Here is a 26,755-nt window from a genome sequence, read left to right on the forward strand (position 1 = left end):
ACCTAATCGGGAGTGAATATGATTCTGTTGGGCGTAAACATCGATCACGTCGCCACCTTGCGCCAGGCGCGCGGCACCCGTTATCCCAGCCCGGTGGAGGCTGCGCTGGTGGCGGAAACCGCCGGCGCCGACCTGATCACCCTGCATCTGCGCGAAGATCGCCGCCACATCCAGGACGCCGACGTAGTGGCGATGCGCCAGACGGTCAAGACCCGGGTCAACCTGGAAATGGCGATGACCGAGGAAATGCTGGCCAATGCGCTGGCGGTGAAACCGGAGGACGTGTGCCTGGTGCCGGAAAAGCGCGAGGAAGTCACCACCGAGGGCGGCCTGGACGCCATCGGCCACTTCGCCGATGTGAGTCGTTATACCCGCAGCTTGCAGGAAGCCGGCATTCGCGTGTCCATCTTCATCGACCCGGACCGCGCGCAGATTCAACGCGCCTGGGACGCCGGCGCGCGCGTGGTGGAGTTGCACACCGGCGCTTACGCCGACGCCCATGACGCCGCGGCGCGCGACGCCGAACTGGCGCGCATCCGCGATGCCGCCGTTTTCGCCGCCGAGCTGGGCATGGTGGTCAACGCCGGGCACGGTCTCAACTACCATAATGTGCAGCCGATCGCCGCGATTCCGCAGATCGCCGAATTGAACATCGGCCACGCCATCGTCGCTCAGGCGCTGTTTGTCGGCTTCGCCGAGGCGGTGAAGGAGATGAAGGCGCTGATGGCGGCCGCTCGCGGTTAAGCGCTGTGCCCACCGTCGTTACCCACGCCTTGGCCGGCGCCACGCTGGCCGGTCTGTGCGTGCCGCGGCCGCTGCGCGCGCCCGGCATGGCCGGGTGGCTGTTGCTGTGCGGCGCGGCGGCGATGCTGCCGGACCTGGACGTGATCACTTTCAAGCTGGGTATTCCCTACGCCAGCCCCTGGGGGCATCGAGGCATCTCTCATTCGCTGACGCTGGCCTTGATCGCCGGCGGCCTGCTTGCCGCCTTCGGGCGGCCTTGGTGGCAGCGGCTGGAACTGGGGCCGCTGCGCGCCTTCGTGGTGTTGTGCCTGGCGGTGTCGTCCCATGCGCTGTTGGATATGTGGACCGACGCCACCCATGGCCCGGCGTTGGCGATGCCCTGGCACCAGGGGCGTTTCTTGTTCGACTGGCGGCCGATCGAGGGCTCGCCGTTGACGCCCAGCCGTTGGCTGGGCGCTAAGGGTCTTCGGGTGTTGAGCTCGGAGTTGCTGTACGTCTGGCTGCCTTGTCTGCTGCTGTGGATGGCCCGAGCGGCTTGGTTGCGAGGACGCGGGGAGGGCGGGCGATGATTTACGGCATTGGCACTGATCTGGTGGAAATCGAGCGCATGCGCGCGATGTTCCAGCGCTGGGGCTTCAAGCTGGGGCGGAGGATGCTGGCGCCGGCCGAGCAAGCGCCTTTTGCCGACAGCGCCGATCCGGCGCGCTTCCTGGCCAAGCGTTTCGCGGTGAAGGAGGCCTTGGCCAAGGCCTTGGGCACCGGCGTGCGTGCGCCGGCGCTGCTGACGGCGATCTGGGTCGAGCATGATGAATGGGGTAAGCCGCTGTTGGCGCTTAGCCCCGAATTGGAAGATTTTTTAAGCCAGCGCGGCGTGGGCGCGCGTCATCTGTCTATCAGCGACGAGCGTGGTCACGCGCTGGCTTTTGTGGTGCTGGAGCGCTCCGCGCCCGGCTAGATAGAAAGCAAACCGATGCAGCAGACTCAACAGAGCGCGGCCTTGCCGCGCGGGCCGGTGATGGCGGGCGTGGCCGGCCTGCGGCTGACGGACGAAGAGAAGCGGCGCTTATCGCACCCGCTGGTGGGCGGGGTGATCCTGTTCCGCCGCAATTTCCAGGACATTGAACAACTGAAGGCGTTGACCGCGGAAATCCGCGCGCTGCGCAGCCCGCATCTGCTGATTGCGGTAGATCACGAAGGCGGCCGGGTGCAGCGCTTCCTCGACGGTTTCACCCGCTTGCCGCCGATGCAAGTCCTGGGCCGGATGTGGGAGCAAGACCGTCCGGCAGCGCTGGCGCAGGCGGAGAATGTCGGCTACGTGCTGGCGGCCGAGTTGTCCGCCTGCGGCGTCGACTTGTCCTTCACTCCGGTGCTGGACCTGGATTGGGGGCGCTGCGCGGTGATTGGCAACCGCAGCTTCCACCGTGATCCGGCCATCGTGGCCGAGCTGGCCGAAGCGCTGCAGCGCGGTCTGGCGCGCGGGGGCATGTCCACCTGCGGCAAGCATTTCCCCGGCCATGGCTTTGTCGAGGGCGACAGCCACCACGTGATGCCGGATGACGGCCGCAGCCTGGCCGAACTGGAAGCGGACGACTTGGTGCCTTTTGGCCGCTTGGCGGCGGCGGGCATGGGCTCGGTGATGCCCGCCCATGTGTTGTACCCGGCGGTGGATGCGCAGCCAGCCGGTTTCTCGCGGGTCTGGCTGCAGGATGTGCTGCGCGGCCGGCTGGGTTTCGACGGCGTGATCTTCTCCGATGCTTTGGACATGGAGGGGGCGGCCGGCGCCGGTGGCTTCGTGCAGCGCGCCGACGCGGCGCTGGCCGCCGGTTGCGATATGGTGCTGGTTTGCAATGATCCCCGGCAGACCGATCTGATTCTGGCCAATCTGCGGGCGCCGGCGCAGCCGGACTTGGCGCGGCGGCTAGAGCGCATGGCCGGCAAGGCGGCGGATTGGGCGGCGGAACTGGCCGGCCCGGCTTTCGCCGCGGCGCGCGCCCAGGTGGAGCGTTTGAACATGCCGGCGGACGCGATGCGCGGGCCGGATGTGGGCGAGGCGAATTAGAGCCGTCGACAATGATCGGCGGAAAGACGGCCCGGACGCATGGACGCCCGGGCCGTTGTCGTTTGGAAAGGGCGTTTAAACAAACTGCACAGGCACGTAGAAGTCGCGTCCCGGACGGCTGACCAGCACTTGCGGCTGGCCCTGGATCACCGCGCGGAAGGCGCGCGGCAGCCGGCGCCAATCCATGAACTTCATCTTGATGCTGTCGTATTGCGCTTGAGTGTGTTCCATGGTGTTCTCCCGAAGGTTCAGTCCACTTTGTGGATGACGTTAGTGACGACGCCCCAGATATGGAAGGCGGCGTCTTCCGGCACCGGAATCGGCTGAAATTCCGGGTTTTCCGGCAACAGGCGGATGCCCTTGGCGGTTTTTTCCAGCCGCTTCACCGTGAGTTCGCCGTTGAGCGCCGCTACGACAACTTTGCCGTTGCGCGCTTCCGCCGCGCGGTCCACCACCAGCAGGTCGCCGTCGTGAATGCCGGCGCCCAGCATGGACTCCCCCTTGACCGTGACGAGGAAGGTGCTGCCCGGCCGCGGCGCCAGCCGGGCGTTGAGGTCCACGTCGTCTTCCTTGAGGTCGTCCGCCGCCACCGGCGAACCGGCCGGCACGCTGTTGGCGAACAGCGGCAGCGATAGTTCGCTGAGGTGGCGCGCCAGCGTGCGCACGTCGTCGGCTTGGGCGTTGTGGGCGGTGCGCCAGCTGCGGTAATCGTGCAGCCAGTCTTCCAGCACCGGCTTTAGCGGTTCCGGCACGCGGATGGCTACGGTCTTGTCGCCGCCGTAACTGGACTTGCGGCCGGCACCGCTGCGTTTGCCCCCGTGGCTCATGGCTAATCCTCTGTAATGCAAGCAGATTTGATTGTGTACATTATCAAACGACAGGGCAAGTTTTTTTTGCGAGTGGCGGCGGCGAGCGCAAAAAAAGCCCGCTGACGCGGGCGGGTTTCGGCGAGCGGGCGGCGCCTTCAGAGCCGGTAGAAGCAACGGGCGCAAACCGCGCGGTAGCGGGCGTTGCCGCCGATTTCCACCTGAGGGCCTTCCTTGACGCGGCGGCCGTCGGCGTCGATGCGGATGTGCATGGTGGCTTTTTTGCCACATTCGCAAATGGTCTTGATCTCTTCGATTTCGTCGGCCAGGGCCAGCAGCATGCCGGAGCCGGGGAAGGGTTCGCCGCGGAAGTCGGTGCGCAGGCCAAAGCAGATCACCGGAATGTTGCGGGTGTGAGCCAGCTCGTGCAGCTGATGCACTTGTTCCGGCGTGATGAACTGGGCTTCGTCTATCAAGATGCAGGCGGTCTGTCCGAAGTCCTCGGCCAGGAAGTTCAGTTCCGGCGAGAAGGTGCGGGCGTCGCGTTGCAGATTAAGGCGCGAGGTGATTTTGCCGAAGCCGTAACGGTCGTCCATGGCGCTGGTGAACAGCGCCACGGTCTTGCCCATGGATTCGTAGTTGTTGGCGATTTGCAGCAACTGGGTGCTTTTGCCGCTGTTCATCGCGGCGTAGCGGAAAAAGAGTTTTGCCATCGATGCGTTCTCGGTGGGGCTTAAAGGTCGCCGCCGGTTTCCAGCACATAGCTGGCGCCGGCGTCTTGCGCCAGATGCTGGGCGAGGTAGGGCAGCACTTCGCGCAGCGTCTGCGGCAGCGTCCACGGCGCGTTGAGGATGAACATGCCGCTGCCGTGCATGCCGAAGCCGTCGCTGGACGGCTTTTGCACGTGCAATTCGGCGCGCAGCCAATTCTTGGCGCCCAGCTTCTTCATTTCCTTGGGCAGTTCCTTCATCTCCGCGCGCTGCAGGCAGGGATACCAGACGGCGTAGACCCCGGTGGCGAAGCGCTTCAGGCTTTCTTTCAGAGCGGTGATTACGTGCTGGTAGTCGCGTTTGTCCTCGTAGGGCGGGTCGATCAGCACCAGGGCGCGGCGCGGCGGTGGCGGCAGAATGGCCTTGATCGCCTCGAAGCCGTTGGCCTGCTGGATTTGCACGCGGCGGCCGGCGTCGGCGAAGGTGTCGGCCAGCAACTGGTGATCGGTGGGGTGTAGTTCGAACAGGCGCAGCTTGTCGCTGGCCGGCATCACTTCCGCCGCGCACCACGGCGAGCCGGGGTAGAGCTTGAGTTCGCCGTCGGCGTTCAGCGTGCGCACTACCTCGACGTAGTTGGCGACCGCTTCCGGCAGATCGTCGCGCCGCCACAGCCGGGCGATGCCGGATTCGAATTCGGCGTTCTTGGTGGCGTAGCCTTCCACCAGCGAGTAAGCGCCGGCGCCGGCATGGGTGTCGATATACCAATAGGGCTTGGCTTTCTGGCCCAGGTAGTTCAGGAGTTCGATCTGGATCAGATGCTTGAGCACATCGGCGTGGTTGCCGGCGTGAAAGGCGTGGCGGTAACTGAGCATGGCTGCGGGATATGGCGTTTGTCAGCCGCGGATTGTACCGGATTCGGCGTGGCCGCGCAGCGCGTCCTCCAGCGCGGCGCGCCAGCCCAGCTGTTCCGCCAGCTGCATGAAGTCGTCCGCCGGCGGCGCTTGCAGCAAGAGCGGCTGGCCGCTGTCCGGGTGGCTCAGTTGCATGGCGACGCAGGCCAGCAGCAGGCGCCGGCTGCCGAAATGTTCGGCGAACATGCGGTTGTGCCGGCCCTTGCCGTGGGTGGCGTCGCCGATGATGGGGTGGGCGATGTGCTTCAGGTGGCGGCGCAACTGGTGGCGGCGGCCGGTGTGCGGCGTCAACTCCAGCAGGCTGTAACGGCTGCTGGGGTAGCGTTCCACCTCTATCGGCAGTTCGATGCGCGCCAGCGTGCGGTAGTCGGTGACGGCGGCCTGCGGCGCGGTGTCCACGGTCTCGCCTATCCATTCCAGGTCGTCCGGGCGCCGGCTGAGCGGGTAGTCGATATGGCCGGCGTCGTCGGTGTGGCCGCGGACCACGGCGATATAGCGCTTGTCCACCTGCTGGCGTTCGAATTGCCAGCTCATCTCGCGGCACATGTCCTTGTCCAGCGCGAACAGCAGCACGCCGGAAGTCCCCTTGTCCAGCCTGTGCACCGGGTAGACGCGCTGGCCGATCTGGTCGCGCAGCAACTGCACGGCGAAGCGAGTTTCGTTGCGGTCCAGCGCGGTGCGGTGCACCAGCAGGCCGGAGGGCTTATGGATGGCGATCAGGCGGTCGTCGCGGTAGAGAATGGGCAGCATGGAGCGGGTGGAAACGGGTGGGGAGGCCGGCATTGTAGGCGCTGGCGGGCTGCTTTGGAAGGCGGGCGATGCCGCTGTGCTGTAGTTTTATGTCTTGTGCTTCGATTACGCGAAAACAACAAGGTTTTGGCATGCTATTGGCGTTTTTGTGCGCGGGCTCGGGCTTTGCCGGCTTTCGTTGCGACATGATATTTCAAAGTAGAGAGGAAGTTGTTTACAGTCCATGGGTGCGTCATTACAATTCGGCGCGCTCAAACAAGAATGACAGGGCGGCGTCTGTGCCGATTGCGATCCCGTTTGCCACGGGATTGCGGCAGGACCGCATCCGCGCAACCTGGCGTGTAGTTGCGACGCTACATGACGAGAGGCTGGCGGACGCTTTGCTTCGCTGCACGGCACGGGAACCACAGGGGGTGATCGGCGTGCGGGTTGACCAACAAACTCCATAGAGTCATAGAGATGAAAATCCAGCTGAAACGAATGAGCTTTGCCGTAGCGGCAGCGGTGCTGTCCACCTCCGCCTTCGCCAAAGAGTTCTCGCCCGCCGTGGTTTACGACATGGCAGGCAAGTTTGACAAGAGCTTCAACGAATCCGCGTACAACGGCGCCGAGCGTTTCAAGAAGGAATTCAAGATCAACTACCGCGACGGTCAGATCGCGTCCGAAGCCCAGAAAGAGCAGCTGCTGCGCAATATGGCGCGCCGCGACGCCGACATCGTGGTGGCGATCGGCTTCTCCTTCACCCAGGCGGTGGAAACCGTTGCCAAGGAATTCCCCAAAGTCAAGTTCACTCTGATCGACGCGGTGGCCAAAGGTTCCAACGTGCAGAGCATTGTGTTCAAGGAACAGGAAGGCGCCTTCCTGACCGGCGTGGCCGCGGCGATGGCGTCCAAGAGCGGCAAGGTGGGCTTTGTCGGCGGCATGGACGTGCCGCTGATCCGCGCCTTCGGCTGTGGCTATGTGCAGGGCGTCAAGTTCACCAACAAGAACGCCAGCGTGATCCAGAACATGACCGGCACCACTCCGCAGGCCTTTAACGACCCGGCGCGCGGCACTGAGCTGGCCAAGAGCCAGTTCGACCGCGGCGTGGACGTGGTGTTCGCCGCGGCCGGCGGCACCGGCCTGGGCGTGCTGCAAGCCGCCAAGGCCGCCGGCAAGTACTCCATCGGCGTGGACAGCAACCAGAACCACCTGTACCCGGGTTCGGTGCTGACTTCCATGGTCAAGCGCGTAGACGTGGCGGTGTTCAACACCTTCAAGGACGCCAAGAACGGCTCCTGGAAGCCGGAAGTCAAGATTCTGGGCCTGAAGGAAGCCGGCGTGGATTGGGCACTGGACGCCAACAACCGCAAAGTGATCACTCCGGCGATGGAGAAGAAGATCAACGCGGCCAAGGCCGACATCATCGGCGGCAAGATCAAGGTGGTGGATTACCGCTCCAACAACAGCTGCCCGGTGCAATAAGCTGAGTTGAGTTTTCCCTGATCCGTTTCGGGGACGCAGGCACGATGAACTTCATCGTGCCTGTTTGTTCATGCCGGAGCGGAATCAGACTGACCCTAACCAGGGAATATGAATAAGCATGACCGAGTTTGCCATTGAGCTGGCGGGCATCAACAAGAGTTTTGGTGCCGTCAAAGCCAACCGCGACGTCTCGATGAAAATCGCCAAGGGCACTGTCCATGGCGTCATCGGCGAAAACGGGGCCGGTAAATCCACGTTGATGAGCATTCTGTACGGCTATTACCAGGCCGACAGCGGCGCCATCCGGGTGAACGGCAAGGAAGCGCCGATCCGCAACAGCCAGGAAGCCATTGAGCTGGGAATCGGCATGGTGCATCAGCATTTCATGCTGGTGGACACCTTTACCGTGCTGGAGAACATCGTGCTGGGCGCCGAAGGCGGCCTGGTGCTGAAAAAAGGGCTGGACGAGGCCCGCGAGCATCTGAAAGAGCTCAACCGCAATTACTCGCTGGAGGTGGATCCGGACGCGCTGGTGGGCGATCTGGGCGTGGGCCTGCAGCAAAGGGTGGAAATCCTCAAGGCTTTGTACCGCGGCGCCGACGTGCTGATCCTGGACGAGCCCACCGCGGTGCTGACGCCGCAGGAGGCGGACCACCTGTTCCACATCCTGCGTTCGCTGAAGGCGCAGGGCAAGACCGTGATCCTGATCACCCACAAGCTGCGGGAGGTGATGGACATCACCGACGGCGTCAGCGTGATGCGCGCCGGCACCGTGGTGGCCAACGTCGCCACCTGCGACGTGGACAAGGAAAAGCTGGCGGACCTGATGGTGGGCCGCAAGGTCAGCCTGAAAGTGGACAAGGCCGAGCGCGAGCCGGGCGCGGCGGTGCTCAGCGTCAAGAATCTGTGTCTGACCGACGCGCGCGGGGTCAAGCTGCTGGATCAACTGAATTTCGAAGTGCGAGCCGGAGAGATCGTCGGCATTGCCGGCGTGTCCGGCAACGGCCAATCCGAGCTATTGGAAGTGCTGGCCGGCATGCAAGAGCCTAGCGCCGGCGAGATGGCCTACAAGGGCGAGGATTTGCTGCGCCGCCGTTGCGGGGCTCAGCCGCGTGCCGCGCTTTACCGCAAGCTGGGCATTGCCCACGTGCCGGAAGACCGCTCGCGCGAAGGCCTGGTCAAGGCTTTCTCCAGCTATGAAAACGCCATCCTCGGCTATCACGGCGAAACCGGCCTGGGCCGCGGGCCGTGGTACTCGCGCAAGCGGCTGTTGGCGCGCACTCGCGACTTCATCCAGCAATTCGATATTCGTCCGGGCAACCCGCTGCTGCGCGTGGGCCTGCTTTCCGGCGGCAACCAGCAGAAAGTGGTGCTGGCGCGTGAAATCCACGCCAACCCCGACCTGCTGCTGATCGGCCAGCCGACGCGCGGCGTGGACATCGGCGCGATTGAATTCATTCACAAGCGGCTGGTGGAACTGCGCGACGAGGGCAAGGCCATTTTGCTGGTCTCAGTTGAACTAGAAGAAATCCTGGCGCTGGCCGACCGCATCCTGGTCATGGCCGGCGGACAGATCACCGGCGAAGTGGCGGCCAAGGACGCCGACACCATTTCGCTGGGCCTGCTGATGGGGGGGCACAAGCATTGAAATTCGGACAACCTTCCACCTTGCCGCGCTGGGCGCAGCTGACGGTGCTGCCGGCGCTTAATCTATTGGCGGCCTTGCTGGTAACGGGCCTGGTCACCTGGTTGATAGGCGAAGACCCTTGGGAATGCCTGAAGCTGCTGATCAACGGCGCTTTCGGCTACGGCGAGGGCATAGGCTACACCCTGTTCTACACCACCGGCTTCATCTTCACCGGCCTGGCGGTGGCCACCGCCTTCCACGCCGGTCTATTCAATATCGGCGGCGAGGGCCAGACCTACCTGGCCGGCCTGGGCGTTACTCTGGTGGTGCTGGGCTTCGACCACAGCCTGCCGCCGGCGGTGCTGGTGCCGCTGGCCATTCTGGCGGCGATGGGCTTCGGCGCGGCCTGGGCATTTGTGCCGGGCTGGCTGCAGGCCAAGCGGGGCAGCCACATCGTGGTGACCACCATCATGTTCAACTTCATCGCTTACTCCTTGATGTTGTACCTGATCAGCCATCATTTGATCGAAGCCGGTTCCCAGAACCCGACCACGCGCGAATTCGGCCAGGCGGCCTGGATTCCCGCCATCCATGAGCTGGCGGCGCGCTTTGGCGTGGAGATTCCCACCTCGCCGCTGAACCTGACTTTCGTGATGTCCTTGCTGGCCGCCGCGCTGTTCTACCTGGTGGTGTGGCATAGCCGCTGGGGCTTCGAACTGCGCACCGTGGGCACCAGCGAACCGGCCGCCCGCTACGCCGGCATGAGCGTCAGCCGCGTCATCATTATCGCCATGTGCGTGTCCGGCGCGCTGTCCGGTCTGGCCGCGGTCAACGAGCTGATGGGCTCCGCCCACCGGATGAACGTGATGTTCACCAACGGCGTCGGTTTCGTCGGCATCGCCGTGGCGCTGATGGGCCGAAACCACCCGGTGGGCATTATCTTGTCCGCGCTGTTGTTTGGTGCCTTGACGCAGGGCGGCTCCGATCTGTCCTTCGAGAAGCCGATGATCACCCGCGAGATGATCATCTTCATTCAGGGTCTGATCATCCTGTTCTGCGGCGCGCTGGAAAACCTGTTCGAGCCGTTCATCGCCGGCCTGTTCAAGCGCAAGGACGACAAATAATGGAAATCTTCTTCAGTCTGCTCGATTCCACGCTGCGCGTGGCCACACCGTTGATCCTGGCCGCGATGGCCGGCATGTTCTCCGAGCGCTCCGGCGTGGTGGATATCAGCCTGGAAGGCAAGATGCTGGTGGCGGCTTTCGCCGCCGCCGCGGCGGCTTTCGCCACCCACAACCCGTGGATAGGCATGGCCTGCGGCATTGCCGCCTCGGTGGCGATGGCGATGATCCACGCTTTTGTGTCGGTCACGTATAACGGCAACCAGCTGATTTCCGGCATGGCGCTCAACACCGTCGCCTCCGGCATCACCCCGGTGTTGGGCCTGGCCTGGTTCCAGCAGGGCGGCAACACCCCGCAGCTGCCGGACGAGGGGCGTTTCCACGAGATCGCGCTGCCGTTCGCCCATGAGCTGCGCGACGTGCCGCTGCTGGGCCAGCTGTACAGCAAGCTGCTGTCCGGCCATAGCATCCTGGTGTATCTGACCTTGTTCTTGATTGTGCCGCTGGTGACCTGGGTGCTGTACAAGAGCCGCTTTGGTCTGCGTCTGCGCGCGGTGGGGGAGAACCCGCACGCGGCGGATACCGCCGGCATCTCGGTGGCCAAGGTGCGCTACACCGCCTTGTTCTGGGGCGGCGTGCTGTGCGGCATTGCCGGCACCTATCTGTCCGTGTACCAGACCGGCAGCTTCATCAAGGAAATGACCGCGGGCAAGGGCTTCCTGGCGCTGGCCGCGCTGATTTTCGGCAAGTGGAAACCGCTGCCGGCGGTGCTGGGCTGCCTGGTGTTCGCTTTTGCCGACGCCATCCAGATCCGCCTGGAAGGCGTGGCGCTGCCAGGCATCGGCCAGATCCCGTCGCAAGCGATCGCGGTCATCCCCTATGTGCTGACTGTGTTGCTGCTGGCGGGCTTCGTTGGCCGGGCGGTGGCGCCCAAAGCGATAGGCATACCTTTCGTCAAGAGCCGTTAACCGGCTTTTGAGACAGGCTAGAAACCGCCAGCGGGCTTTGCCCCTGGCGGTTTTTTGTTTTATATCGCATACGGGAACCTTGCCGTCGTTTGTTATTCATAGTGATTCCCAATATCAATTGCCATTGTATTGCCTGGCGGTTGTTCAGAAAATTTGAATCTTTTGCGCTAATAATTTCGCTATGACGGCAATGGCCGCGCTTTTATGATTAACCGGCATGACAGGTTTTAATTTGCCGCTCATTTGTAATAAGGAATTCGATGCAACGCTACAGTCCCACACAGATTGCCTTGCACTGGCTGATTGCGCTGTTGATCATTGCCGCCCTGATCATGGGCTGGTACTTCAACAGCATGCAGATCACATCGCCGGCCAGCTTCAAACTCAAAGCCTCTTTGATCGCCTGGCACAAATGGGTGGGCATCAGCGTGCTAGCGCTGGCCGTGCTGCGCCTGATCTGGCGCGCCCGTCGCGGCGCGCCGGCGCCTTTGCCGGGGCAGCCGGCCTGGCAGCTTAAAGCCGCCGGGCTGATTCATTTGTTGTTGTACGCCTTGATGCTGGCGATGCCGCTGGTGGGCTGGCTGATGAGCTCCGCCAAAGGCTACCCGGTCGTGTGGTTCAACTTGGTGCAATTGCCGGACCTGGTGGAAAAGAACGAGGCGCTGGGCCATGTGCTGGGCTGGAGCCACGCGCTGATGGCGTACGCCATCGTCGCCATCGTCGGCCTGCACGCGCTGGCGGCCTTGAAACATCATTTTATCGATCGCGACGCCACGCTGGCGCGGATGCTGCCGTCCTGTCGCAAAGGAGATCCTCAAGCATGAAATTTCTGACTTCTCTCGCCCTGAGCGCCGCCGTGGCGCTGGCCATGGCGCCGGCTCAGGCCGCGCAAACCCTGAACGCGGCCAAGAGCACGCTGGGCTTTACCTTCAAGCAAATGAACGTGCCGACCGAAGGCCGCTTCAAGAGTTTCGCCGCCAACGTCAGTTTTGATGCGGCCAAGCCGGAGGCCACCAAGGCGGTGTTCACCGTGGACCTGGGCAGCGTGGACGTGGGCAGCGCCGACGGCAATACCACCGTGCGCGGCGCGTCCTTCTTCAATATCGCCAGCCTGCCCAAGGCGACTTTCACCGCAAAAACGGTCAAGGCCTTGGGCGGCGGCAAGTTCGAAACCCGAGGCACCTTGAGCCTGAAGGGCATTAGCCGCGAGGTGGTGTCCACCTTCACCGCCGCCAGCGCAGGGAATGAGACCACGCTGCAAGGCAGCTTCCCGCTGAACCGTCTGCAATTCAAAGTGGGCGACGGCGCTTGGGACGACACCGAAGCGATCGCCGACCTGGTGACCGTCAAATACAAATTCGTTCTGACCGGCAAGTGATCTTGCCTTTCCTTACCCTGGAGAAAACCGACGTGACGACCAAAATGAAAACTCTGTTTGCCGCCGTGATGACGTTGGGTGTGCTGGGCAGCGCGCAAGCCGCCCCGGTCACTTACGAAGTGGACAGCTCGCACACTCATGCCGGCTACTCGCTGAGCCACCTGGGCTTCTCTACGCTGAGCGGCCGCTTCAACGACACCAAGGGCACCGTGGTGCTGGACCAGGCCAAGAAAACCGGCTCGGTGGACATCGTGATCAAGACCGCCAGCCACGACAGCGGCTGGGCTGCGCGCGACAAGCACATCGCCAGCCCGGATTTCCTGGACGTTGAAAAGTACCCGACCATCACGTTCAAATCCGACAAGTTCACCTTCAACGGCGACAAGCTGGCGGCGGTGGACGGCCAACTGAGCCTGCACGGCGTGACCAAGCCGGTGACGCTGACCGTGACCAACTTCAAGTGCGTGGATTCCCATCCGATGGCCAAGAAGCCGTGGTGCGGCGCTGACGCTACCGCCACCATCAAGCGCAGCGAGTTCGGCGTTGGTGCTTACGTGCCGGCGGTGGGCGACGATCTGCAATTGACCATTGCCATCGAAGCCGGCAAGAAGTAAGCGGATTCGATAAAGCGCCGGAACCCGTGTCCGGCGTCAAAAAAACCCGAGTCGAAGGACTCGGGTTTTTTCATGCCGGCGACACCGTTCAGGTCAGGCTTAGCACGATGGGGGCCAGCCAGTCGGACAGCCACATCACCAACAAGGGGCTGATCACGGTCATGCCGCCGAACACCGTCCAGGGCAGGCGCGCTTCCGGCTGACGGCGCATCACGAACAACAGCGCGCGGTAACCGGCGTAGCTGACGACCATGATCAGAGGCGGGGCCATCAGGTAGGACAGCAGCGGCCGCCAATCCAGCAGCCGCGAAAACGCGACGATGCCAAGATGCAGGCTGAGCTGGCTGGCCATCAGCGCCGCCAGCTGCGGCTGGCGTTCGGGGAAGGCCAGGCCAAGCCGGCTGACTTTCAGGCTGCTGGCGGACCATAGCACGGCCGTGATGCCCAGCCAGGCGTAGGCGTAGCAGAAGGGCAGCAGCACCGGCGACAAGGCGGTGAGGAAAGGGTCCGCGCGGAAGATCAGCGCCAGGATGAAGAAAGACGACGCGAAGCACAGCTGGGCGATGCCGTCGCGGCTGGCGATCAGCCGCCACAGAATGTGCAGATAGAACAGCGCGACCAGGGAGAGCAGAAACCAACCAGTGGGCGTTGCCGTCATTGAACCTCCAACACGCGAGTCAGCGCGGCTGACACTTGCTCGCCTATCTGGGCCAGGTAGTGGGTGTGCATGTCGAAGGTGAAGCGTTGCGGATCGTCCGACGCCAGGGCCAGCAGGCCGAAGGCCTGGCCCTGGCCGTCGCGCAGCGCCAGTTGAGCGAAGGACTGCAGCACGGGCGCGGCGGGGAACCAGGCCAGCACGTCGTCGTTGACGTAGGGGCCGCAATAGGGCGCGGAGAGATTGCGCGCCAACGCGGCCACCTCGCTGCGGGCGTCGTAGGCCGGGCCGGCGGATTCCGCCGCCGGATGCCATAGCCGCAACGCCACGCGCTTCAGCTTGAAATGCTCGGCGAAGCAGGCGGGCAGGGCGTTCAGCACGTCTTGCAGGCTCCGGCAGGCCTGAAGCGTCAGCCCCAGTTGATGAGCGCTGGCGATGATGCGGTCGTTGGCTTCGCTGTGGCGGATCAATTGCTGCAAGCGGGACTCCAACTGCCGGTTGCGGTCCTTCAGGTCCAGCATTTGGCGTTCCGCCAGCGAGACCACCACGCGGTCTTGCGGCGCGCCGCCCGGCTTCAGGCCAAGCCTTTCGGCGTGATGGGCGAGAAAGTCCGGGTGTTGGTCCAAAAACGCCAGCACATCATCTGTCTGCATAATTCATAACCCCTTACGGCTGTGTTGTTGTTGCGAGCCCGCTGCCGCTCTGAGCCGAGCGGGCCGTTAAATCTCGATTTCGCCCTGGAACACTGTGACGGCGGGGCCGGTCATGGTTACCGCGGCGTCGTCGGCCGGCCATTCCACCGTCAGTTCGCCGCCGCGGGTGTGCACCCGCACGCGCCGGTCCAGCAGGCCGCGGCGGATGCCGGCCACCACCGCCGCGCAGGCGCCGGTGCCGCAGGCCAGCGTTTCGCCGGCGCCGCGTTCGAACACGCGCAGGCGGATTTCATCGCGCGCCACCACCTGCATGAAGCCGGCGTTGACCCGTTCCGGAAAGCGGGGATGGTTTTCGATGGCCGCGCCGAGGCGCGTCACGGGAGCCAAGGCTACATCTGCGACTACTTGCACCGCGTGGGGGTTCCCCATCGACACCACGCTGACCGACAAGGTCGCATCCTCGACTTGCAAATCGTGGCACACCGCCTCGCGCTCGGCCTGGAACGGAATCTCGTCCGGAGCGAATCGCGGCCGGCCCATGTCCACCCGCGCTTGTCCTTCTCCCAGGTATTCCGGCGCGATCACGCCCTTGGCGGTTTCCACCTGGATTCGCGATTTGGCGGTCAGGCCGCGGTCGGACACGAACTTGGCGAAGCAGCGCGCGCCGTTGCCGCATTGTTCCACCTCGCCGCCGTCGTTATTGAAGATGCGGTAGCGAAAATCGTTGTCCGGAGAGTGTGGAGGCTCCACCAGCAACAACTGATCGAAGCCGATGCCGAAGTGGCGATCGCCCAACTGACGGATACGTTCCGCGTTCAAGGGGACGGTTTGACTCACGCCGTCGACAACCATGAAGTCGTTGCCGAGGCCGTGCATTTTGGTGAAGTGCAATTTCATTGGCGCGCCAGATTCTGCGTGAACAATCGGCCCGTTGCCGGGCCGGCGGTCGGGCGGGGAGCCGTGCGCGCCAAAGCGCGGACGGGGCTCCGCCGCCAATAAGGCAGGTTAGCACAGTGGCGTAGATAGAGGTACAGGCGCGCGCTCAGGCGCTGGCCAGCGGCTTGCCGGGCGCGGCTTCGGTACCGGCGTAGGCCTGCAGGGCCGCGCTGGACGCGGCGGTTTGCGGCATGGCCTCGTCGCCTGTCTGGACGGCGGCGGCTTGCGCGTCGGCGGCGGCGGTCTGGCTGATATCGTCGATCAGCGAGCCGGACGAGGACGCTAGCGCATCTTGTCCGGTGGCCAGCTTGAGGGTGTCTTCGGCGGCGTCGCCGGGCTGGCTGAGCTTGAGCTGCATTTGCATCAGCAGCAGCCGTACCAGCGTGGCCATGTCCAGGCGGGGGCGGCCAGCCTGCGCCGGCTGTTGAGCCGGCTCAGGAGTGGCCGGCGCGGTCGCGGAGGGGGTGAAGGCGGCATCTGCCGGCGCTGTCGTCGCTTGAGCGGGGATGGGCGGCTGGAAGGAAGTGGAGTGAACTTTCATATCAGTGTGCGCAAGAGTCAATGAAACAGGCCCGGCGCAGGGCCGGGCCTGGGAAGATGGCGGGCTCAGCAAGCGCTGCTATTAGCCTGGTAGGCATTCAGCGCAGCCTGAACCTGGCCGCCGCCATGATGATGATGGTGGCGATGATGAGCGGGCTGGCTCTGTTGCGAGTTAGCCTGCAAGTCCTGCTGCAATTGCTGATAATCCTGCCGCGCCTGATTGAGGTTGCTGCTGCTCAGGTCCTGACCCAGATTGCTGAACAGCGCGCTGGGCGAAGTGGCCGCCGAGGCGCCGGTCAGCGCGCTCAGCGCGTCGTCGGTATCGCCGTCGCTGGCGCCGCCGAGGCTGCTCATCTGCAACTGGCTCAGCATCTGATTGAACAGCAGGGTCATGTCGTTGCCGGCGCTGGCGGAGCTAGTGCTTGAACTGCTGCCGGCGCTGGCGACGCTGCCGTCGGTCTGCATGGAATTGATCAGGCTGGCGAAATCCTGGGTGCTGCCGCTCTTCGCGCCGGTGCCGCTGACTGCGCTCGCGTTGGGCAAGTTGGACTGCAGGCTGGCGAGCGCCTGCTGCGCGCCGCTGAGATTGCCTTGCCGCACATCGTTGATCATGGCCAGGAAATCTTGGTGGCGCTGCTGGTGAACGGCCCGCCGTTGTTGCCAGGCGTTGCCGCTGGCGTCGATGCCGCTTGTGTTGCTGACTGACATGGATAATCTCCCGCAAAGTCTATGGTGGAGTGTCGGTCGTGAGCTTCACGGAGCAGCTCGACTCCCATTCGCCGCCCCGGTTTCGACGTTTGCCGGCACGGGCGGCAATCCATGCCGCTGTGGCGGACAGGATTGCCGCAAGGCGGCGGGTTTAGCCTGTTATCGCGTCAAAACAAGGGTTTGGCTAGCGGGTAGATGCAAGCGGCGTGCCAGCGGGCAGGCGAGATTCTGTTAATTTCCATTAGGTGTCCTGCTGGGCATGGATGGTCTTGATATAAACAAATCAGCCCTCTAAATTGCCGGGATGCCGCCATGCGTTTTGCCATTACCTTGTCCGACCGCTTCAAGCCGGTACTGGACGTCTTCCTGCATGCCGGCTGGCAGCCGTTGAAGCTGTTCTGTACCCCGGTGGACCATCGCATGCATCACCACAAAGAGTCATTGGAGGCGGCGGAGCGCTTGGGCGTGCCGGTGCAATTGTCGCGGATGCGCGAACGCGATTTGCTGGAGCTGGCCGAGCAGGACTGCGAAGCCTTGCTGGTGGCCAGTTACAACTGGCGGGTGCCGGACTGGGAGCCTTATCTGAATTACGCGGTCAACTTCCATCCGTCGCCGCTGCCCATCGGCCGCGGGCCTTACCCCATGGTGAGGGCGATTCTGGACGGTCATCGGCAATGGGGCTGCAGCTGCCACCAATTGACTCGGGAAATGGACGCCGGCGATGTGCTGGCGCAGGAACAGTTCGCGCTGAGGCCGGACGAAACCCATGAATCGCTGGACGCGAAACTGCAACTGGCGCTGTACCGGCTGGCCGGGCGGGTGGCCGGCGACTTCGCTTCTTTGTGGGAGCAGGCGCAGCCGCAAGGAGAGGGCAGCAGCTACTGGCCGCTGTGGAGGGACGAAGAGAGGATGCTGGATTTCAATCTGTCGGTGGAAGACATCATGCGCCGCGTCCGGGCCTTTGGCGATTTCGAATGCATGGCCACGGTCAACGGCGTCATCGTGCACGTGCACCGCGCCCAAGGATGGCGCGAGAGCCACGCCTACCCGCCGGGGTCCTTGATTTTGTCCAATGCGCTGAGCCTCTTGGTGGCCGCCGCCGACGGCATGGTGCTGATCAGCGAATGGAGCTTGAACCCGCCCGGCGGCGTTAGCGGCCGCTTGCGTGGGTGAGGCGCGGCCCTTCGGCCGCGCCTGTTCACATCTTATTTCTTCACGTTAAAGGCTTCCAGCGCCGCCCGCGCCGCGGCGGCGATCACTTCGTCGCTGTGCTTGGCTTCTTTCTTGGCGTGCTTGGTGTAGACCGCCAGCACGATGGGCGCGCGCTTGGGCGGCCAGATCACCGCGAAGTCGTTGGCGGTGCCGTAGACGCCGCAAGTGCCGGTTTTGTCCCCCACTTCCCAGCCGGCCGGCACCGCGGCGCGGATTCTGGCGTTGCCGGTGGTGTTGCCCTTCAGCCAGTCCGCCAGCTGTTGGCGTTGCGGTTCCGGCAGCGCCTTGCCCAGCGCCAGTTTTTGCGCGCTTTCCGCCACCGCTTTGGGCGTGGAGGTGTCGCGCGGGTCGCGGGGGATGGCGGAGTTCAGTTCCGGTTCTAGGCGATCCAGGCGGAAGCTGGCGTCGCCGATGGAGCGCATGAAGGTGGTCAGCGCGGCGGGGCCGTTGATTTCCTTGAGCAGCAGATTGGCCGCGCCGTTGTCGCTGTATTGCACGGAGGCGGCGTTGAGCTCGGCCACGGTCATGCCGCTTGCCTGGTGTTTGGTGGTAATCGGGGACCAATTAGGCAGAGCCGCCTTGCTGTAGCGGATGCGTTTGTCCAGCAGGCCGGGCTTGTCTTGGCTTTGCGCCAGCACTCCCGCCGCCAGAAAGCCTTTGAAAGAGCTGCACAGGGGAAAGCGTTCGTTGGGACGGTTGGCCACGGTGGCGCCGGAGCCGGTGTCGATGGCGTAGACGCCGATGCTGCCGCCAAAGTCGCGTTCCAGTTTGGCCAGCTTGTCGGCGGCGACGGAGAGCGGATCCGCCGCAACGGCCTGGGTTAGCGGCGCGGTTAGAGACGCTAATAAAATCAGATGCTTGAACATGGTTTTGCTCCTTTTGCCTGGTTGGAAAGTGTGGCGCTATCCTGATGGCGAAGGGGTAGTCTGTAAATCGCGAAAACTGTAACTTGTGTAACTTTATGAGGCGGACCGGGGATTGAGGCGGGGGCGTTAGAACCTGTTTTCAACGTTGTATCGGCGACGCGTAGCGGATTGTAAGCAGGTTTTGGAGGCGGAGAGTTCATGCCGGCTTGAGCCGCTTGCGCGTTGGGCGATGGAGGACTAGCCCGGCGTGCTGGACAATGTTCGCGAGAAGGCGGCCACGGCCTTGAACCATGCCGTGTGAGAGGGAGGGCGCGGGCTGATCTTGCAATCTCGCGACCCACGGTGAAACGGCGCGCTGCTGGAGCAGGCGAAGCCCAGAAACCGCTGTGGGGTATCGCCTACGGCTCCTCCCGCCCTGCGTGCGGCCGCGAGCTACGGAACGGGCGTCGTCTCCTGCCAACCGCCGCCCAGCGCGGAGATCAGCGCCACGCTGCTGGCGTATTGCCGGTTTTTCACGTTCCACAGCGTGGTTTCCGCGTTGATGCGGCCGCTTTGCGCGCTCAGCACATTGAGGTAGCTGACAGTGCCGGCGCGGTATTGATTCAGCGCGATGGTTTCGGCGCGCCGGGCGGCGTCGAGCGCGGCTTGTTGGGAGGCTGCTTCCTCGCCCAGCAGTCTTTGCGCGGCCAGATTGTCTTCCACGCTCTGGAAGGCGGACAGCACGGTCAGGCGGTAGCCGGCCACGCTGGCGTCGTAGGCGGCGATGGCTTGTTCTTTCTGGGCGCTGCGCAGGCCGGCGTCGAACAGGCTGAGCGCCAGCGCCGGGCCCAGCGACCAGACGCGGTTGGGCAGGCTGACCCAGTCGGCGAAGCTGGCGCCGCGGTAGCCGCCGCTGGCGGACAGGGTGAGGGTGGGGAAGAAGGCGGCCTGGGCCACGCCGATTTGGGCGTTGGCCTGCGCCACCGCGCGTTCCGCGGCGGCGATGTCCGGGCGGCGCTCCAGCAGTTGCGAGGGCAGGCCGGCGGGGATGCTGGGCAAGCGCGGTTCGGTGCCGGCCGCCGGCAGGCTGAAGCTGGCCGGCGTCTGGCCCAGCGCGGCGGCGATGGCGTGCTCCAGCTGGGCGCGGGTCAGTTGCTTGTCCGCCCGCTGCGCCTGAGCGCTTTGCCATTGGCTTTCGGCTTGGGCCACGTTGGCGTCGGAAACGATGCCGGCCTGGTATTGATTGCGGGTCAGCTTCAGCGTTTCCGCCAGCGCTTGTTCATTGGCCTGTAGTTGCCGCAGTTGCAGGTCGGCGACGCTGATCTGCAGATAGGCGGTGGCCAGCTGCGCCTGGGTGCTGAGGCGTATCGCCGCCAGTTGCGCGGCGCTGGCTTGGGCTTTGGCGGAACCGGCTTCCACCGAACGGCGCAGGCCGCCCCACAGGTCCAGTTCCCAGCTGGCGTTGGCGCTCAGATTGTAGCTGGTGGAAGCGGTTTGGCCGGGGGCGTTGACGCCGCGGCTTTGGCCTGCGTTGAGCCCCAGGCTGGGGAACAGCCCGGCTTCGGCCTGTTTCAGTAGCGCCTGGGTCTGACGGTATTGCGCTTCGGCCTGGGCGATGCTGGGGTTTTGCCGGTTCAGGGTGTCCATCAGCTGGTCTAACCGCGGGTCTTGATAGATGCGCCACCAGTCGCCGCGGGGCAGGGCATCCTGCGGTTGGGCGCTTTTCCAGCGGCCATCCTCTTTATAGGCCGCCGGCACGTCCAGCTTGGGTGTGACATAGTCCGGGCCCAGCGCGCAGCCGGCCAACAGCAGCGCGCAGGCCAGCGTAAGGCTTAGTGTTTTCATGGGTTTCATTCCTCGGCTCCGCGGTTCAGCGCGGCGCGCGCGGGCCGCCAGCGGCGGCACCACAGCCGGAAGCGGTCCAGATACAGGTAAACGACGGGGGTGGTGTACAGGGTCAGCAGTTGGCTGAGCAGCAGGCCGCCAACGATGGAGATGCCCAACGGAGTGCGCAGCTCGGCGCCGTCGCCGCGGCCCAGAGCAAGCGGCAGCGCGCCGAACAGCGCGGCCAGCGTGGTCATCATGATGGGGCGGAAGCGCAGCAGGCAGGCCTGGCGTATCGCCTGTTCCGGCGTTTGTCCCTGTTCGCGCTCGGCGCTGAGCGCGAAGTCTATCATCATGATGGCGTTCTTTTTGACGATGCCGATCAGGAGCAGCACGCCTATCAGCGCGATGACATTGAATTCGCCGCCGGTGGCGATGATGGCGAGCAGGGCGCCGACGCCGGCCGAGGGCAGGGTGGAGAGAATGGTGACGGGATGCACCACGCTTTCGTAGAGCATGCCCAGCACGATGTAGACGGCGATCAGCGCGGCCAGGATCAGCAGCGGCTGGCTGTCCAGCGAGGCCTGGAAGGTTTTGGCGCTGCCCTGGAAGCTGCCGTGGATGCTGCTGGGCAGGCCGACGCCGGCCAGCGCCTGGTTGATGGCGTCGGTGGCGTCGGACAGCGCGGCGCCCGGCGGCAGGTTGAAGGAGACGGTGGCGGCGGCGAACTGGCTTTGGTGGTTGACCGACAGCGCGGTGTTGCCGGGCGCCCAGCGGGCGACGGCGGACAGCGGGGTGGGCTGGCCTCCCGGCGTTTGCAGGAAGATGCTGTCCAACCCGTCCGGCCCTTGCCAATATTGCGGAGCCACTTCCATCACCACGCGGTATTGGTTGAGCGCGTTGTAGATGGTGGAGACCTGGCGCTGGCCGAAGGCGTCGTTGAGCGCGGCGTCCACCTGGGCTTGGGTCAGGCCCAGCCGCGCCATGGCGTCGCGGTCGAAGACCAGCGTGGTTTGCAGGCCTTTGACTTCCTGGTCGGTGTTGACGTCGGCCAACATGGGCAGCTTCATCAGCGCTTGCTGGACTTTGGGCGTCCATTCGCGCAATTGGGTCAGATCGTCGCCTTGCAGGGTGTATTGGTACTGGGCGTTGCTGGCGCGGCCGCCGATGCGGATGTCCTGCACCGCCTGCAGGAAGAGCTGGGCGCCGGGTTCGCGCGCCAGGGTTTTGCGCAGGCGGGCGATGACTTGGTCCGAGCTTTCCTTGCGTTGGCTCAGCGGTTTGAGGCTGACGAACATATTGGCGCTGTTGCGCTGGCCGCCGCCGGTGAAGCCGAGCACGGTGTCCACCGCCGGGTCACGGCTCACCACGGTGATGAAGCGCTGCAGCTTTTGCTGCATGGCCTGGAAGGAGATGTTCTGGTCCGCGCGTATCATGCCGTTGAGCCGCCCGGTGTCCTGTTGCGGGAAGAAGCCCTTGGGCACCGCCAGGTAGAGGTAGACGTTGAGGCCTATGGTGGCGGCCAGGATCAGCATCATCAGCGGGCCGTGGCGCAAGGCCCAGTCCAGGCTGCGGCGGTAGCCGTCCAGCATGGCGTCGAAGACGCGCTCGCTCCATTGAAACAGCTGGCCGGGCGGCCGTTCTTCGCGCGGTTTGAGCCAGCGCGCGCAGAGCATGGGCGTGGTGGTCAGCGAGACCAGCAGGGATACCAGGATGGCCACGGACAGGGTGACGGCGAATTCGCGGAACAGCCGGCCGATGACGCCGCCCATCAGCAGGATGGGGAGGAAGACGGCGATCAGCGAGACGCTCATGGACAGCACGGTGAAGCCGACTTCGCGCGCGCCGCGCAAGGCGGCCTGCATCGGTTTCATGCCGCCTTCGATGTGGCGGGCGATGTTTTCCAGCACCACGATGGTGTCGTCGACGACGAAGCCGGTGGCGATGGTCAGCGCCATCAGGCTGAGATTGTTGAGAGAGAAGCCGGCCAGATACATCACGGCGAAGGCGCCCACCAGCGATACCGGCACGGTGATGGCGGGGATGGCGGTGGCGCGGCCGTTGCGCAGGAACAGGAAAACCACCAGGATCACCAGGGCCACCGAGATCAGCAGCGAACGCTCCACTTCCCGCAGCGAGGCGCGGATGGTGGGGCTGCGGTCCATCACCACTTGCATCTTGATGGCGGCGGGGATGGAGGCTTGCAGCTGCGGCAGCAGCGCCTTGACCCGGTCTATGGTTTCGATGATGTTGGCGCCGGGCTGGCGGAACAGCATCAGCATCACCGCCGGCTGCTGGCCCAGGAGGCCGGCGTTGCGCAGGTCCACTACGGAATCCTTGACCTCGGCCACGTCGGCGATGCGCACCGCGGCGCCGTCTTTGTAGCTGACGATCAACGGCAGGTAGTCGCTGGCCTTGGTGGCTTGGTCGTTGGCCTGCACCTGCCAGTGTCGTTCGTCGTTTTCCAGAAAGCCCTTGGGCCGGTTGGCGTTGGTGCCGGCGATGGCGGCGCGCACGGTTTCCATGCCGATGCCGTAATGATTGAGCTGGCGCGGGTTCAGCTCCACCCGTACCGCCGGCTGCGCGCCGCCGCCCACGTTGACGTCGCCTATGCCCTCCACCTGGGCCAGCTTCTGGCCGAGGATGGTGTCGGCTGCGTCGTACATTTGGCCGCGGCTCAGGCTGTCCGAGGTCAGCGCGATGATCATGATGGGCGCGTCGGCGGGGTTGACCTTGCGGTAGGTGGGGTTGGACGGCATGCCGGTGGGCAGCAGGGAGCGCGCGGCGTTGATGGCGGCCTGCACGTCGCGCGCGGCGCCGTCGATGTCGCGGTCCAGCTCAAACTGCAAGGTGACGCGGGTGGACCCCAGCGAGCTGGACGAGGTCATTTCCGTGACGCCGGCGATGCGGCCCAGCGCTCGTTCCAGCGGAGTGGCCACGGTGGCGGCCATGGTTTCCGGGCTGGCGCCGGGCAGGCGCGCGCTGACGGAGATGGTGGGGAAATCCACTTGCGGCAGCGGCGACACCGGCAGCAGCTTGAAGGCCAGCAAGCCGGCCAGCAGGATGGCCAGGGTCAGCAGGGTGGTGGCCACCGGGCGGCGGATGAAGGGGGCGGAGGGGATCATGCCTCGCCCTCGGCGCTCAGTGCCGGCTTGGCCTTGCGGCGGAGGCGGCGCGCCAGCCGGTCAAAGGCCAGGTAGATCACCGGGGTGGTGAACAGGGTGAGCACTTGGCTGAGCAGCAGGCCGCCCACCATGGCCACGCCCAGCGGCTGGCGCAGCTCTGAGCCCATGCCGCCGCCCAGCATCAGCGGCAACGCGCCCAGCAGCGCGGCCATGGTGGTCATCAGGATGGGGCGGAAGCGCAGCAGGCAGGCCTGGTAGATGGCGTCGCGCGGGCTCATGCCGTGTTCGCGTTCGGCTTCCAGCGCGAAATCTATCATCATGATGGCGTTTTTCTTGACGATGCCGATCAACAGAATGATGCCGATGATGGCGATCACCGACAGATCGTTGCCGGACAAGAGCAGAGCCAGCAACGCGCCGATGCCGGCCGAGGGCAGGGTGGAGAGAATCGTGATGGGATGAATATAGCTTTCGTACAGCACGCCCAGCACGATGTACATGGTGACGATGGCGGCCAGGATCAGCCACAGAGTGTTGGACAGCGAGGCCTGGAAGGCCAGTGCCGCGCCCTGGAACTTGGTGTCTATGCTGGCCGGCAGGCCCAGCTCGGCCTCTGCCTGGCGGATGGCGTCCACCGCCGCGCCCAGCGAGGCCCCGGGGGCCAGGTTGAAGGACACGGTGGCGGTGGGGAATTGCCCCAGGTGGTTGATGGCGAGCGCGGCGGGGCGCTCCTCTATGCTGGCCACCGCGTCCAACGGCACCGGGCCGCCGTTGGCGGTGGGCACGTACAGGCTTTTCAGCGACAGCGGGTCTTTCTGGTGCTGAGGGTCCACTTCCAGCACCACGCGGTATTGGTTGGTCTGGGTGAAAATGGTGGAGATCAGCCGCTGGCCGAAGGCGTCGTACAGCGCGTTGTCGATGGCGGCGGTGCTGACGCCCAGCCGCGCGGCGGTGTCGCGGTTGATGTTGACGTAGGCCTGCAGGCCCTTGTCTTGCAAGTCGCTGGCCACGTCGGCCAGCTGCGGCAGCCGGCGCAGCTTTTCCACCAGTTTGGGCGTCCAGGCGGACAGGTCCTCGGCGCTGGTGGCTTGCAGCGTGAACTGGTACTGGGTGCGGCTGACGCGGGAATCTATGGTCAGGTCCTGCACCGGCTGCAGATAGAGCGCCATGCCCGGCACCGCGTCGGCCTGGTGTTGCAGCCTGCTCAGCACGGTGCGGATATCGTCGCGCTGTTCCTTGGGTTTGAGGTTGATCAGCAGCCTGCCGTTGTTGAGCGCGGCGTTATTGCCGTCCACGCCGATGAAGGAGGACAGGCTGTCCACCGCCGGGTCTTTGAGCAGCTGCTGCGCCAATGCTTCCTGCTTGCGCGCCATGGCGCTGAAGGAGATGGACTGCGAGGCCTCGCTGACGCCCTGGATGGCGCCGGTGTCTTGCAGCGGAAAGAAGCCTTTGGGCATGGCCAGATAGAGCGCGGCGGTCAGCGCCACGGTGGCCAGCGCCACCAGCAGGGTGAGCGTCTGCCGCTCCAGCACCCAGGTCAGCATGCGGCCGTAGCGGGCGATCACACGGTCGAAGAAGCGGCCGCTGGCGTGGTAGAAGCGGCCTTGCTTGTCTTCCGGCACGTGTTTGAGCAGGCGCGCGCACATCATCGGCGTCAGCGTCAGCGAGATGAAAGCCGAGATCAGGATGGACACCGCCAGGGTGACGGCGAATTCGCGGAACAGCCGGCCCACCACGTCGCCCATGAACAGGAGCGGAATCAGCACGGCGATCAGCGAGATGGTCAGCGAGATGATGGTGAAGCCTATCTGCTTGGAGCCCTTGAGCGCCGCGGCCATCGGCGTTTCGCCGTCTTCGATGTAACGCGCGATGTTTTCTATCATCACGATGGCGTCGTCCACGACGAAGCCGGTGGCGATGGTCAGCGCCATCAAGGTGAGGTTGTTGATGGAGAAACCGGCCAGGTACATCACGCCGAAGGTGCCCACCAGGGACAGCGGCACCGCCACCGCGGGGATGACAGTGGCCGGCACATTGCGCAAAAACAGGAAGATCACCATCACCACCAGGGCGATGGCCAGCATCAGTTCGAACTCCACGTCCGCCACCGAGGCGCGTATGGTCACGGTTCGGTCGCTCAGCACCTTGACGTCCACCGCGCCGGGCAGGGTGTCGCTTAGCTGCGGCAGCAGGCTCTTGATGCGGTCAGCCACCTGGATCACGTTGGCGCCGGGCTGGCGCTGCACATTGAGAATGATGGCGGGAGTGGCGCCGGCCCAGGCGGCCAGGCGGATGTTTTCCGCCGAATCCACCACTTGGGCCACGTCGGACAAGCGGATGGGCGCGCCGTTGCGGTAGGCGATGATGACGCCGCGGTATTCATCGGCGGATTTGAGCTGATCGTTGCCGTCTATGGTGGAGGCCTGGTGCGGGCCATCGAAGCTGCCCTTGGCCTGGTTGACGTTGGCGCTGGCGATGGCCGTGCGCACGTCTTCCAGCGTCAGGCCCAGCGAGGCCAGCTGGCGCGGATTGGTCTGGATGCGCACCGCCGGGCGCTGGCCGCCGCTGATGCTGACCAGGCCCACGCCGGGCACTTGCGACAGCTTCTGCGCCAGCCGGGTGTCGACCAGGTCTTCCAGCTTGGTCAGTTGCAGCGTGGGCGAGGTGACGGCAATGGTCATGATGGGGGTGTCCGCCGGATTGACCTTGCTGTACACCGGTGGATTGGGCAGGTCGGACGGCAACAGGTTGCCGGCGGCGTTGATGGCCGCCTGCACTTCTTGTTCGGCCACATCCAGGCTGAGTTCCAGGCCGAACTGCAGTGTGATCACCGAGGCCCCACCGGAACTGGTGGACGACATCTGCGACAAGCCGGGCATCTGGCCAAACTGGCGTTCCAGCGGAGCGGTGATGGAGGAGGTGATCACTTCCGGGCTGGCGCCTGGGTATTGGGTGACCACCTGGATGGTGGGGTAGTCCACCTCCGGCAGGGCGGACACCGCCAGCATGCGCCAGGCGGCTAGGCCGGTAAGCAGAATGGCCACCATCAGCAAGGTGGTGGCCACCGGCCGCAAAATGAACAGGCGCGAGGGATTCATGCCGTTT

26 protein-coding genes are annotated in these 26,755 nt (G+C 64.6%); 12 read left to right on the forward strand and 14 right to left on the reverse strand.

All coding sequences use genetic code 11. The annotated features are described in order from the left end of the window. Positions 1-18: 18 nt before the first annotated feature. The 4 genes from pdxJ to nagZ are packed head-to-tail and all read left to right on the forward strand — an operon-like array spanning position 19 to position 2,803. Entirely contained in the window at positions 19-744 is a 726-nt protein-coding gene (gene pdxJ / locus BR71_RS20310; protein ID WP_019103648.1) for a pyridoxine 5'-phosphate synthase, read from the forward strand. A 5-nt stretch (positions 745-749) separates the two neighbouring features. Next, a complete protein-coding gene (locus BR71_RS20315) occupies positions 750-1,313 on the forward strand; it encodes a metal-dependent hydrolase (RefSeq protein WP_052370919.1) in 564 nt (187 codons plus the stop codon). Next, complete coding sequence (acpS, locus tag BR71_RS20320) at positions 1,310-1,699, forward strand: holo-ACP synthase (RefSeq protein WP_043641599.1); 390 nt, start codon at positions 1,310-1,312, stop codon at positions 1,697-1,699. The genes BR71_RS20315 and acpS overlap by 4 nt, the downstream gene beginning before the upstream one ends. A gap of 15 nt (positions 1,700-1,714) precedes the next feature. Next, entirely contained in the window at positions 1,715-2,803 is a 1,089-nt protein-coding gene (nagZ, locus tag BR71_RS20325) for a beta-N-acetylhexosaminidase (protein WP_043641601.1), read from the forward strand. A gap of 75 nt (positions 2,804-2,878) precedes the next feature. Here the strand turns inward: nagZ and BR71_RS24585 are convergent, their stop codons facing one another. The 5 genes from BR71_RS24585 to BR71_RS20345 all read right to left on the reverse strand — a co-directional run bounded on the left by BR71_RS24585 (position 2,879) and on the right by BR71_RS20345 (position 5,980). Further along, positions 2,879-3,034, reverse strand: a complete 156-nt coding sequence (locus BR71_RS24585) for a hypothetical protein (protein WP_167604380.1) — start codon at positions 3,032-3,034, stop codon at positions 2,879-2,881. A gap of 17 nt (positions 3,035-3,051) precedes the next feature. Continuing rightward, positions 3,052-3,630, reverse strand: a complete 579-nt coding sequence (locus tag BR71_RS20330) for a LexA family protein (protein ID WP_019102594.1) — start codon at positions 3,628-3,630, stop codon at positions 3,052-3,054. Between the two features lie 137 nt (positions 3,631-3,767). Then, positions 3,768-4,322, reverse strand: coding sequence for a thymidine kinase (locus BR71_RS20335; RefSeq protein WP_043592251.1), 555 nt, complete (start codon positions 4,320-4,322; stop codon positions 3,768-3,770). Between the two features lie 20 nt (positions 4,323-4,342). Next, positions 4,343-5,191 (reverse strand): 23S rRNA (adenine(2030)-N(6))-methyltransferase RlmJ, encoded by an 849-nt coding sequence (locus BR71_RS20340; RefSeq protein WP_043641603.1) that lies wholly within the window; start codon positions 5,189-5,191, stop codon positions 4,343-4,345. Positions 5,192-5,212: 21 nt separating this feature from the next. Continuing rightward, positions 5,213-5,980, reverse strand: coding sequence for a tRNA pseudouridine(65) synthase TruC (locus BR71_RS20345; RefSeq protein ID WP_019102591.1), 768 nt, complete (start codon positions 5,978-5,980; stop codon positions 5,213-5,215). A gap of 459 nt (positions 5,981-6,439) precedes the next feature. Here BR71_RS20345 and BR71_RS20350 point away from each other — a divergent pair, with 459 nt between their 5' ends. From BR71_RS20350 to BR71_RS20380, 7 genes are all read left to right on the forward strand, one after another. Continuing rightward, entirely contained in the window at positions 6,440-7,444 is a 1,005-nt protein-coding gene (locus tag BR71_RS20350) for a BMP family lipoprotein (RefSeq protein WP_107732355.1), read from the forward strand. 118 nt (positions 7,445-7,562) lie between these two features. Next, a complete protein-coding gene (locus tag BR71_RS20355; protein WP_043641605.1) occupies positions 7,563-9,092 on the forward strand; it encodes an ABC transporter ATP-binding protein in 1,530 nt (509 codons plus the stop codon). Beyond that, the gene (locus BR71_RS20360) at positions 9,089-10,195 is read left to right on the forward strand and encodes an ABC transporter permease (protein WP_039755570.1); all 1,107 of its coding nucleotides are present in this window, start codon (positions 9,089-9,091) and stop codon (positions 10,193-10,195) included. The genes BR71_RS20355 and BR71_RS20360 overlap by 4 nt, the downstream gene beginning before the upstream one ends. Continuing rightward, a complete protein-coding gene (locus BR71_RS20365; protein ID WP_043641607.1) occupies positions 10,195-11,160 on the forward strand; it encodes an ABC transporter permease in 966 nt (321 codons plus the stop codon). The genes BR71_RS20360 and BR71_RS20365 overlap by 1 nt, the downstream gene beginning before the upstream one ends. 260 nt (positions 11,161-11,420) lie before the next feature. Then, positions 11,421-11,984 (forward strand): cytochrome b, encoded by a 564-nt coding sequence (locus BR71_RS20370; RefSeq protein ID WP_019102586.1) that lies wholly within the window; start codon positions 11,421-11,423, stop codon positions 11,982-11,984. Next, positions 11,981-12,538 (forward strand): YceI family protein, encoded by a 558-nt coding sequence (locus BR71_RS20375; protein WP_043641609.1) that lies wholly within the window; start codon positions 11,981-11,983, stop codon positions 12,536-12,538. The genes BR71_RS20370 and BR71_RS20375 overlap by 4 nt, the downstream gene beginning before the upstream one ends. A 44-nt stretch (positions 12,539-12,582) precedes the next feature. Continuing rightward, positions 12,583-13,152, forward strand: a complete 570-nt coding sequence (locus tag BR71_RS20380) for a YceI family protein (RefSeq protein ID WP_043641610.1) — start codon at positions 12,583-12,585, stop codon at positions 13,150-13,152. Positions 13,153-13,240: 88 nt separating this feature from the next. Here BR71_RS20380 and BR71_RS20385 read toward each other — a convergent pair whose 3' ends face one another. The 5 genes from BR71_RS20385 to BR71_RS20405 all read right to left on the reverse strand — a co-directional run bounded on the left by BR71_RS20385 (position 13,241) and on the right by BR71_RS20405 (position 16,644). Then, positions 13,241-13,810: a hypothetical protein gene (locus tag BR71_RS20385; RefSeq protein ID WP_043641611.1), complete on the reverse strand. Its 570-nt coding sequence runs from the start codon at positions 13,808-13,810 to the stop codon at positions 13,241-13,243. Further along, positions 13,807-14,460: a DUF484 family protein gene (locus BR71_RS20390; protein ID WP_043641613.1), complete on the reverse strand. Its 654-nt coding sequence runs from the start codon at positions 14,458-14,460 to the stop codon at positions 13,807-13,809. Before BR71_RS20390 ends, BR71_RS20385 begins: the two co-directional genes overlap by 4 nt. Before the next feature lie 66 nt (positions 14,461-14,526). After that, positions 14,527-15,357 (reverse strand): diaminopimelate epimerase, encoded by an 831-nt coding sequence (gene dapF, locus BR71_RS20395; RefSeq protein WP_043641614.1) that lies wholly within the window; start codon positions 15,355-15,357, stop codon positions 14,527-14,529. A gap of 145 nt (positions 15,358-15,502) precedes the next feature. Beyond that, positions 15,503-15,937, reverse strand: a complete 435-nt coding sequence (locus BR71_RS20400) for a hypothetical protein (protein WP_043641616.1) — start codon at positions 15,935-15,937, stop codon at positions 15,503-15,505. Positions 15,938-16,002: 65 nt separating this feature from the next. Beyond that, complete coding sequence (locus BR71_RS20405; RefSeq protein WP_043641617.1) at positions 16,003-16,644, reverse strand: hypothetical protein; 642 nt, start codon at positions 16,642-16,644, stop codon at positions 16,003-16,005. 312 nt (positions 16,645-16,956) lie between these two features. On the opposite strand from BR71_RS20405, the gene BR71_RS20410 reads away from it, so the two are divergent. Further along, a complete protein-coding gene (locus BR71_RS20410) occupies positions 16,957-17,817 on the forward strand; it encodes a methionyl-tRNA formyltransferase (RefSeq protein ID WP_043641619.1) in 861 nt (286 codons plus the stop codon). 32 nt (positions 17,818-17,849) lie between these two features. Here BR71_RS20410 and blaCRH read toward each other — a convergent pair whose 3' ends face one another. From blaCRH to BR71_RS20430, 4 genes are all read right to left on the reverse strand, one after another. Beyond that, entirely contained in the window at positions 17,850-18,722 is an 873-nt protein-coding gene (blaCRH, locus tag BR71_RS20415; RefSeq protein WP_043641620.1) for a CRH family carbapenem-hydrolyzing class A beta-lactamase, read from the reverse strand. 432 nt (positions 18,723-19,154) lie between these two features. Next, the gene (locus BR71_RS20420; protein ID WP_244269675.1) at positions 19,155-20,546 is read right to left on the reverse strand and encodes an efflux transporter outer membrane subunit; all 1,392 of its coding nucleotides are present in this window, start codon (positions 20,544-20,546) and stop codon (positions 19,155-19,157) included. Between the two features lie 5 nt (positions 20,547-20,551). Next, entirely contained in the window at positions 20,552-23,650 is a 3,099-nt protein-coding gene (locus BR71_RS20425) for a multidrug efflux RND transporter permease subunit (RefSeq protein WP_043641622.1), read from the reverse strand. Next, entirely contained in the window at positions 23,647-26,748 is a 3,102-nt protein-coding gene (locus BR71_RS20430; RefSeq protein WP_043641624.1) for an MdtB/MuxB family multidrug efflux RND transporter permease subunit, read from the reverse strand. The genes BR71_RS20425 and BR71_RS20430 overlap by 4 nt, the downstream gene beginning before the upstream one ends. Positions 26,749-26,755: the final 7 nt, after the last annotated feature.

Source organism: Chromobacterium haemolyticum DSM 19808, assembly GCF_000711885.1.
Lineage (GTDB): Bacteria > Pseudomonadota > Gammaproteobacteria > Burkholderiales > Chromobacteriaceae > Chromobacterium > Chromobacterium haemolyticum.

Bases quoted from the DNA above. Each gene is read 5' to 3' on its own strand.
- pdxJ (WP_019103648.1), top strand. From the start codon at position 19: ATGATTCTGTTGGGCGTAAACATCGATCACGTCGCCACCTTGCGCCAG.
- acpS (WP_043641599.1), top strand. From the start codon at position 1,310: ATGATTTACGGCATTGGCACTGATCTGGTGGAAATCGAGCGCATGCGC.
- nagZ (WP_043641601.1), top strand. From the start codon at position 1,715: ATGCAGCAGACTCAACAGAGCGCGGCCTTGCCGCGCGGGCCGGTGATG.
- BR71_RS24585 (WP_167604380.1), bottom strand. From the start codon at position 3,034: ATGGAACACACTCAAGCGCAATACGACAGCATCAAGATGAAGTTCATG.
- BR71_RS20330 (WP_019102594.1), bottom strand. From the start codon at position 3,630: ATGAGCCACGGGGGCAAACGCAGCGGTGCCGGCCGCAAGTCCAGTTAC.
- BR71_RS20335 (WP_043592251.1), bottom strand. From the start codon at position 4,322: ATGGCAAAACTCTTTTTCCGCTACGCCGCGATGAACAGCGGCAAAAGC.
- BR71_RS20340 (WP_043641603.1), bottom strand. From the start codon at position 5,191: ATGCTCAGTTACCGCCACGCCTTTCACGCCGGCAACCACGCCGATGTG.
- BR71_RS20345 (WP_019102591.1), bottom strand. From the start codon at position 5,980: ATGCTGCCCATTCTCTACCGCGACGACCGCCTGATCGCCATCCATAAG.
- BR71_RS20350 (WP_107732355.1), top strand. From the start codon at position 6,440: ATGAAAATCCAGCTGAAACGAATGAGCTTTGCCGTAGCGGCAGCGGTG.
- BR71_RS20355 (WP_043641605.1), top strand. From the start codon at position 7,563: ATGACCGAGTTTGCCATTGAGCTGGCGGGCATCAACAAGAGTTTTGGT.
- BR71_RS20365 (WP_043641607.1), top strand. From the start codon at position 10,195: ATGGAAATCTTCTTCAGTCTGCTCGATTCCACGCTGCGCGTGGCCACA.
- BR71_RS20370 (WP_019102586.1), top strand. From the start codon at position 11,421: ATGCAACGCTACAGTCCCACACAGATTGCCTTGCACTGGCTGATTGCG.
- BR71_RS20375 (WP_043641609.1), top strand. From the start codon at position 11,981: ATGAAATTTCTGACTTCTCTCGCCCTGAGCGCCGCCGTGGCGCTGGCC.
- BR71_RS20380 (WP_043641610.1), top strand. From the start codon at position 12,583: ATGAAAACTCTGTTTGCCGCCGTGATGACGTTGGGTGTGCTGGGCAGC.
- BR71_RS20385 (WP_043641611.1), bottom strand. From the start codon at position 13,810: ATGACGGCAACGCCCACTGGTTGGTTTCTGCTCTCCCTGGTCGCGCTG.
- BR71_RS20390 (WP_043641613.1), bottom strand. From the start codon at position 14,460: ATGCAGACAGATGATGTGCTGGCGTTTTTGGACCAACACCCGGACTTT.
- dapF (WP_043641614.1), bottom strand. From the start codon at position 15,357: ATGAAATTGCACTTCACCAAAATGCACGGCCTCGGCAACGACTTCATG.
- BR71_RS20400 (WP_043641616.1), bottom strand. From the start codon at position 15,937: ATGAAAGTTCACTCCACTTCCTTCCAGCCGCCCATCCCCGCTCAAGCG.
- BR71_RS20405 (WP_043641617.1), bottom strand. From the start codon at position 16,644: ATGTCAGTCAGCAACACAAGCGGCATCGACGCCAGCGGCAACGCCTGG.
- BR71_RS20410 (WP_043641619.1), top strand. From the start codon at position 16,957: ATGCGTTTTGCCATTACCTTGTCCGACCGCTTCAAGCCGGTACTGGAC.
- blaCRH (WP_043641620.1), bottom strand. From the start codon at position 18,722: ATGTTCAAGCATCTGATTTTATTAGCGTCTCTAACCGCGCCGCTAACC.
- BR71_RS20420 (WP_244269675.1), bottom strand. From the start codon at position 20,546: ATGAAAACACTAAGCCTTACGCTGGCCTGCGCGCTGCTGTTGGCCGGC.
- BR71_RS20425 (WP_043641622.1), bottom strand. From the start codon at position 23,650: ATGATCCCCTCCGCCCCCTTCATCCGCCGCCCGGTGGCCACCACCCTG.
- BR71_RS20430 (WP_043641624.1), bottom strand. From the start codon at position 26,748: ATGAATCCCTCGCGCCTGTTCATTTTGCGGCCGGTGGCCACCACCTTG.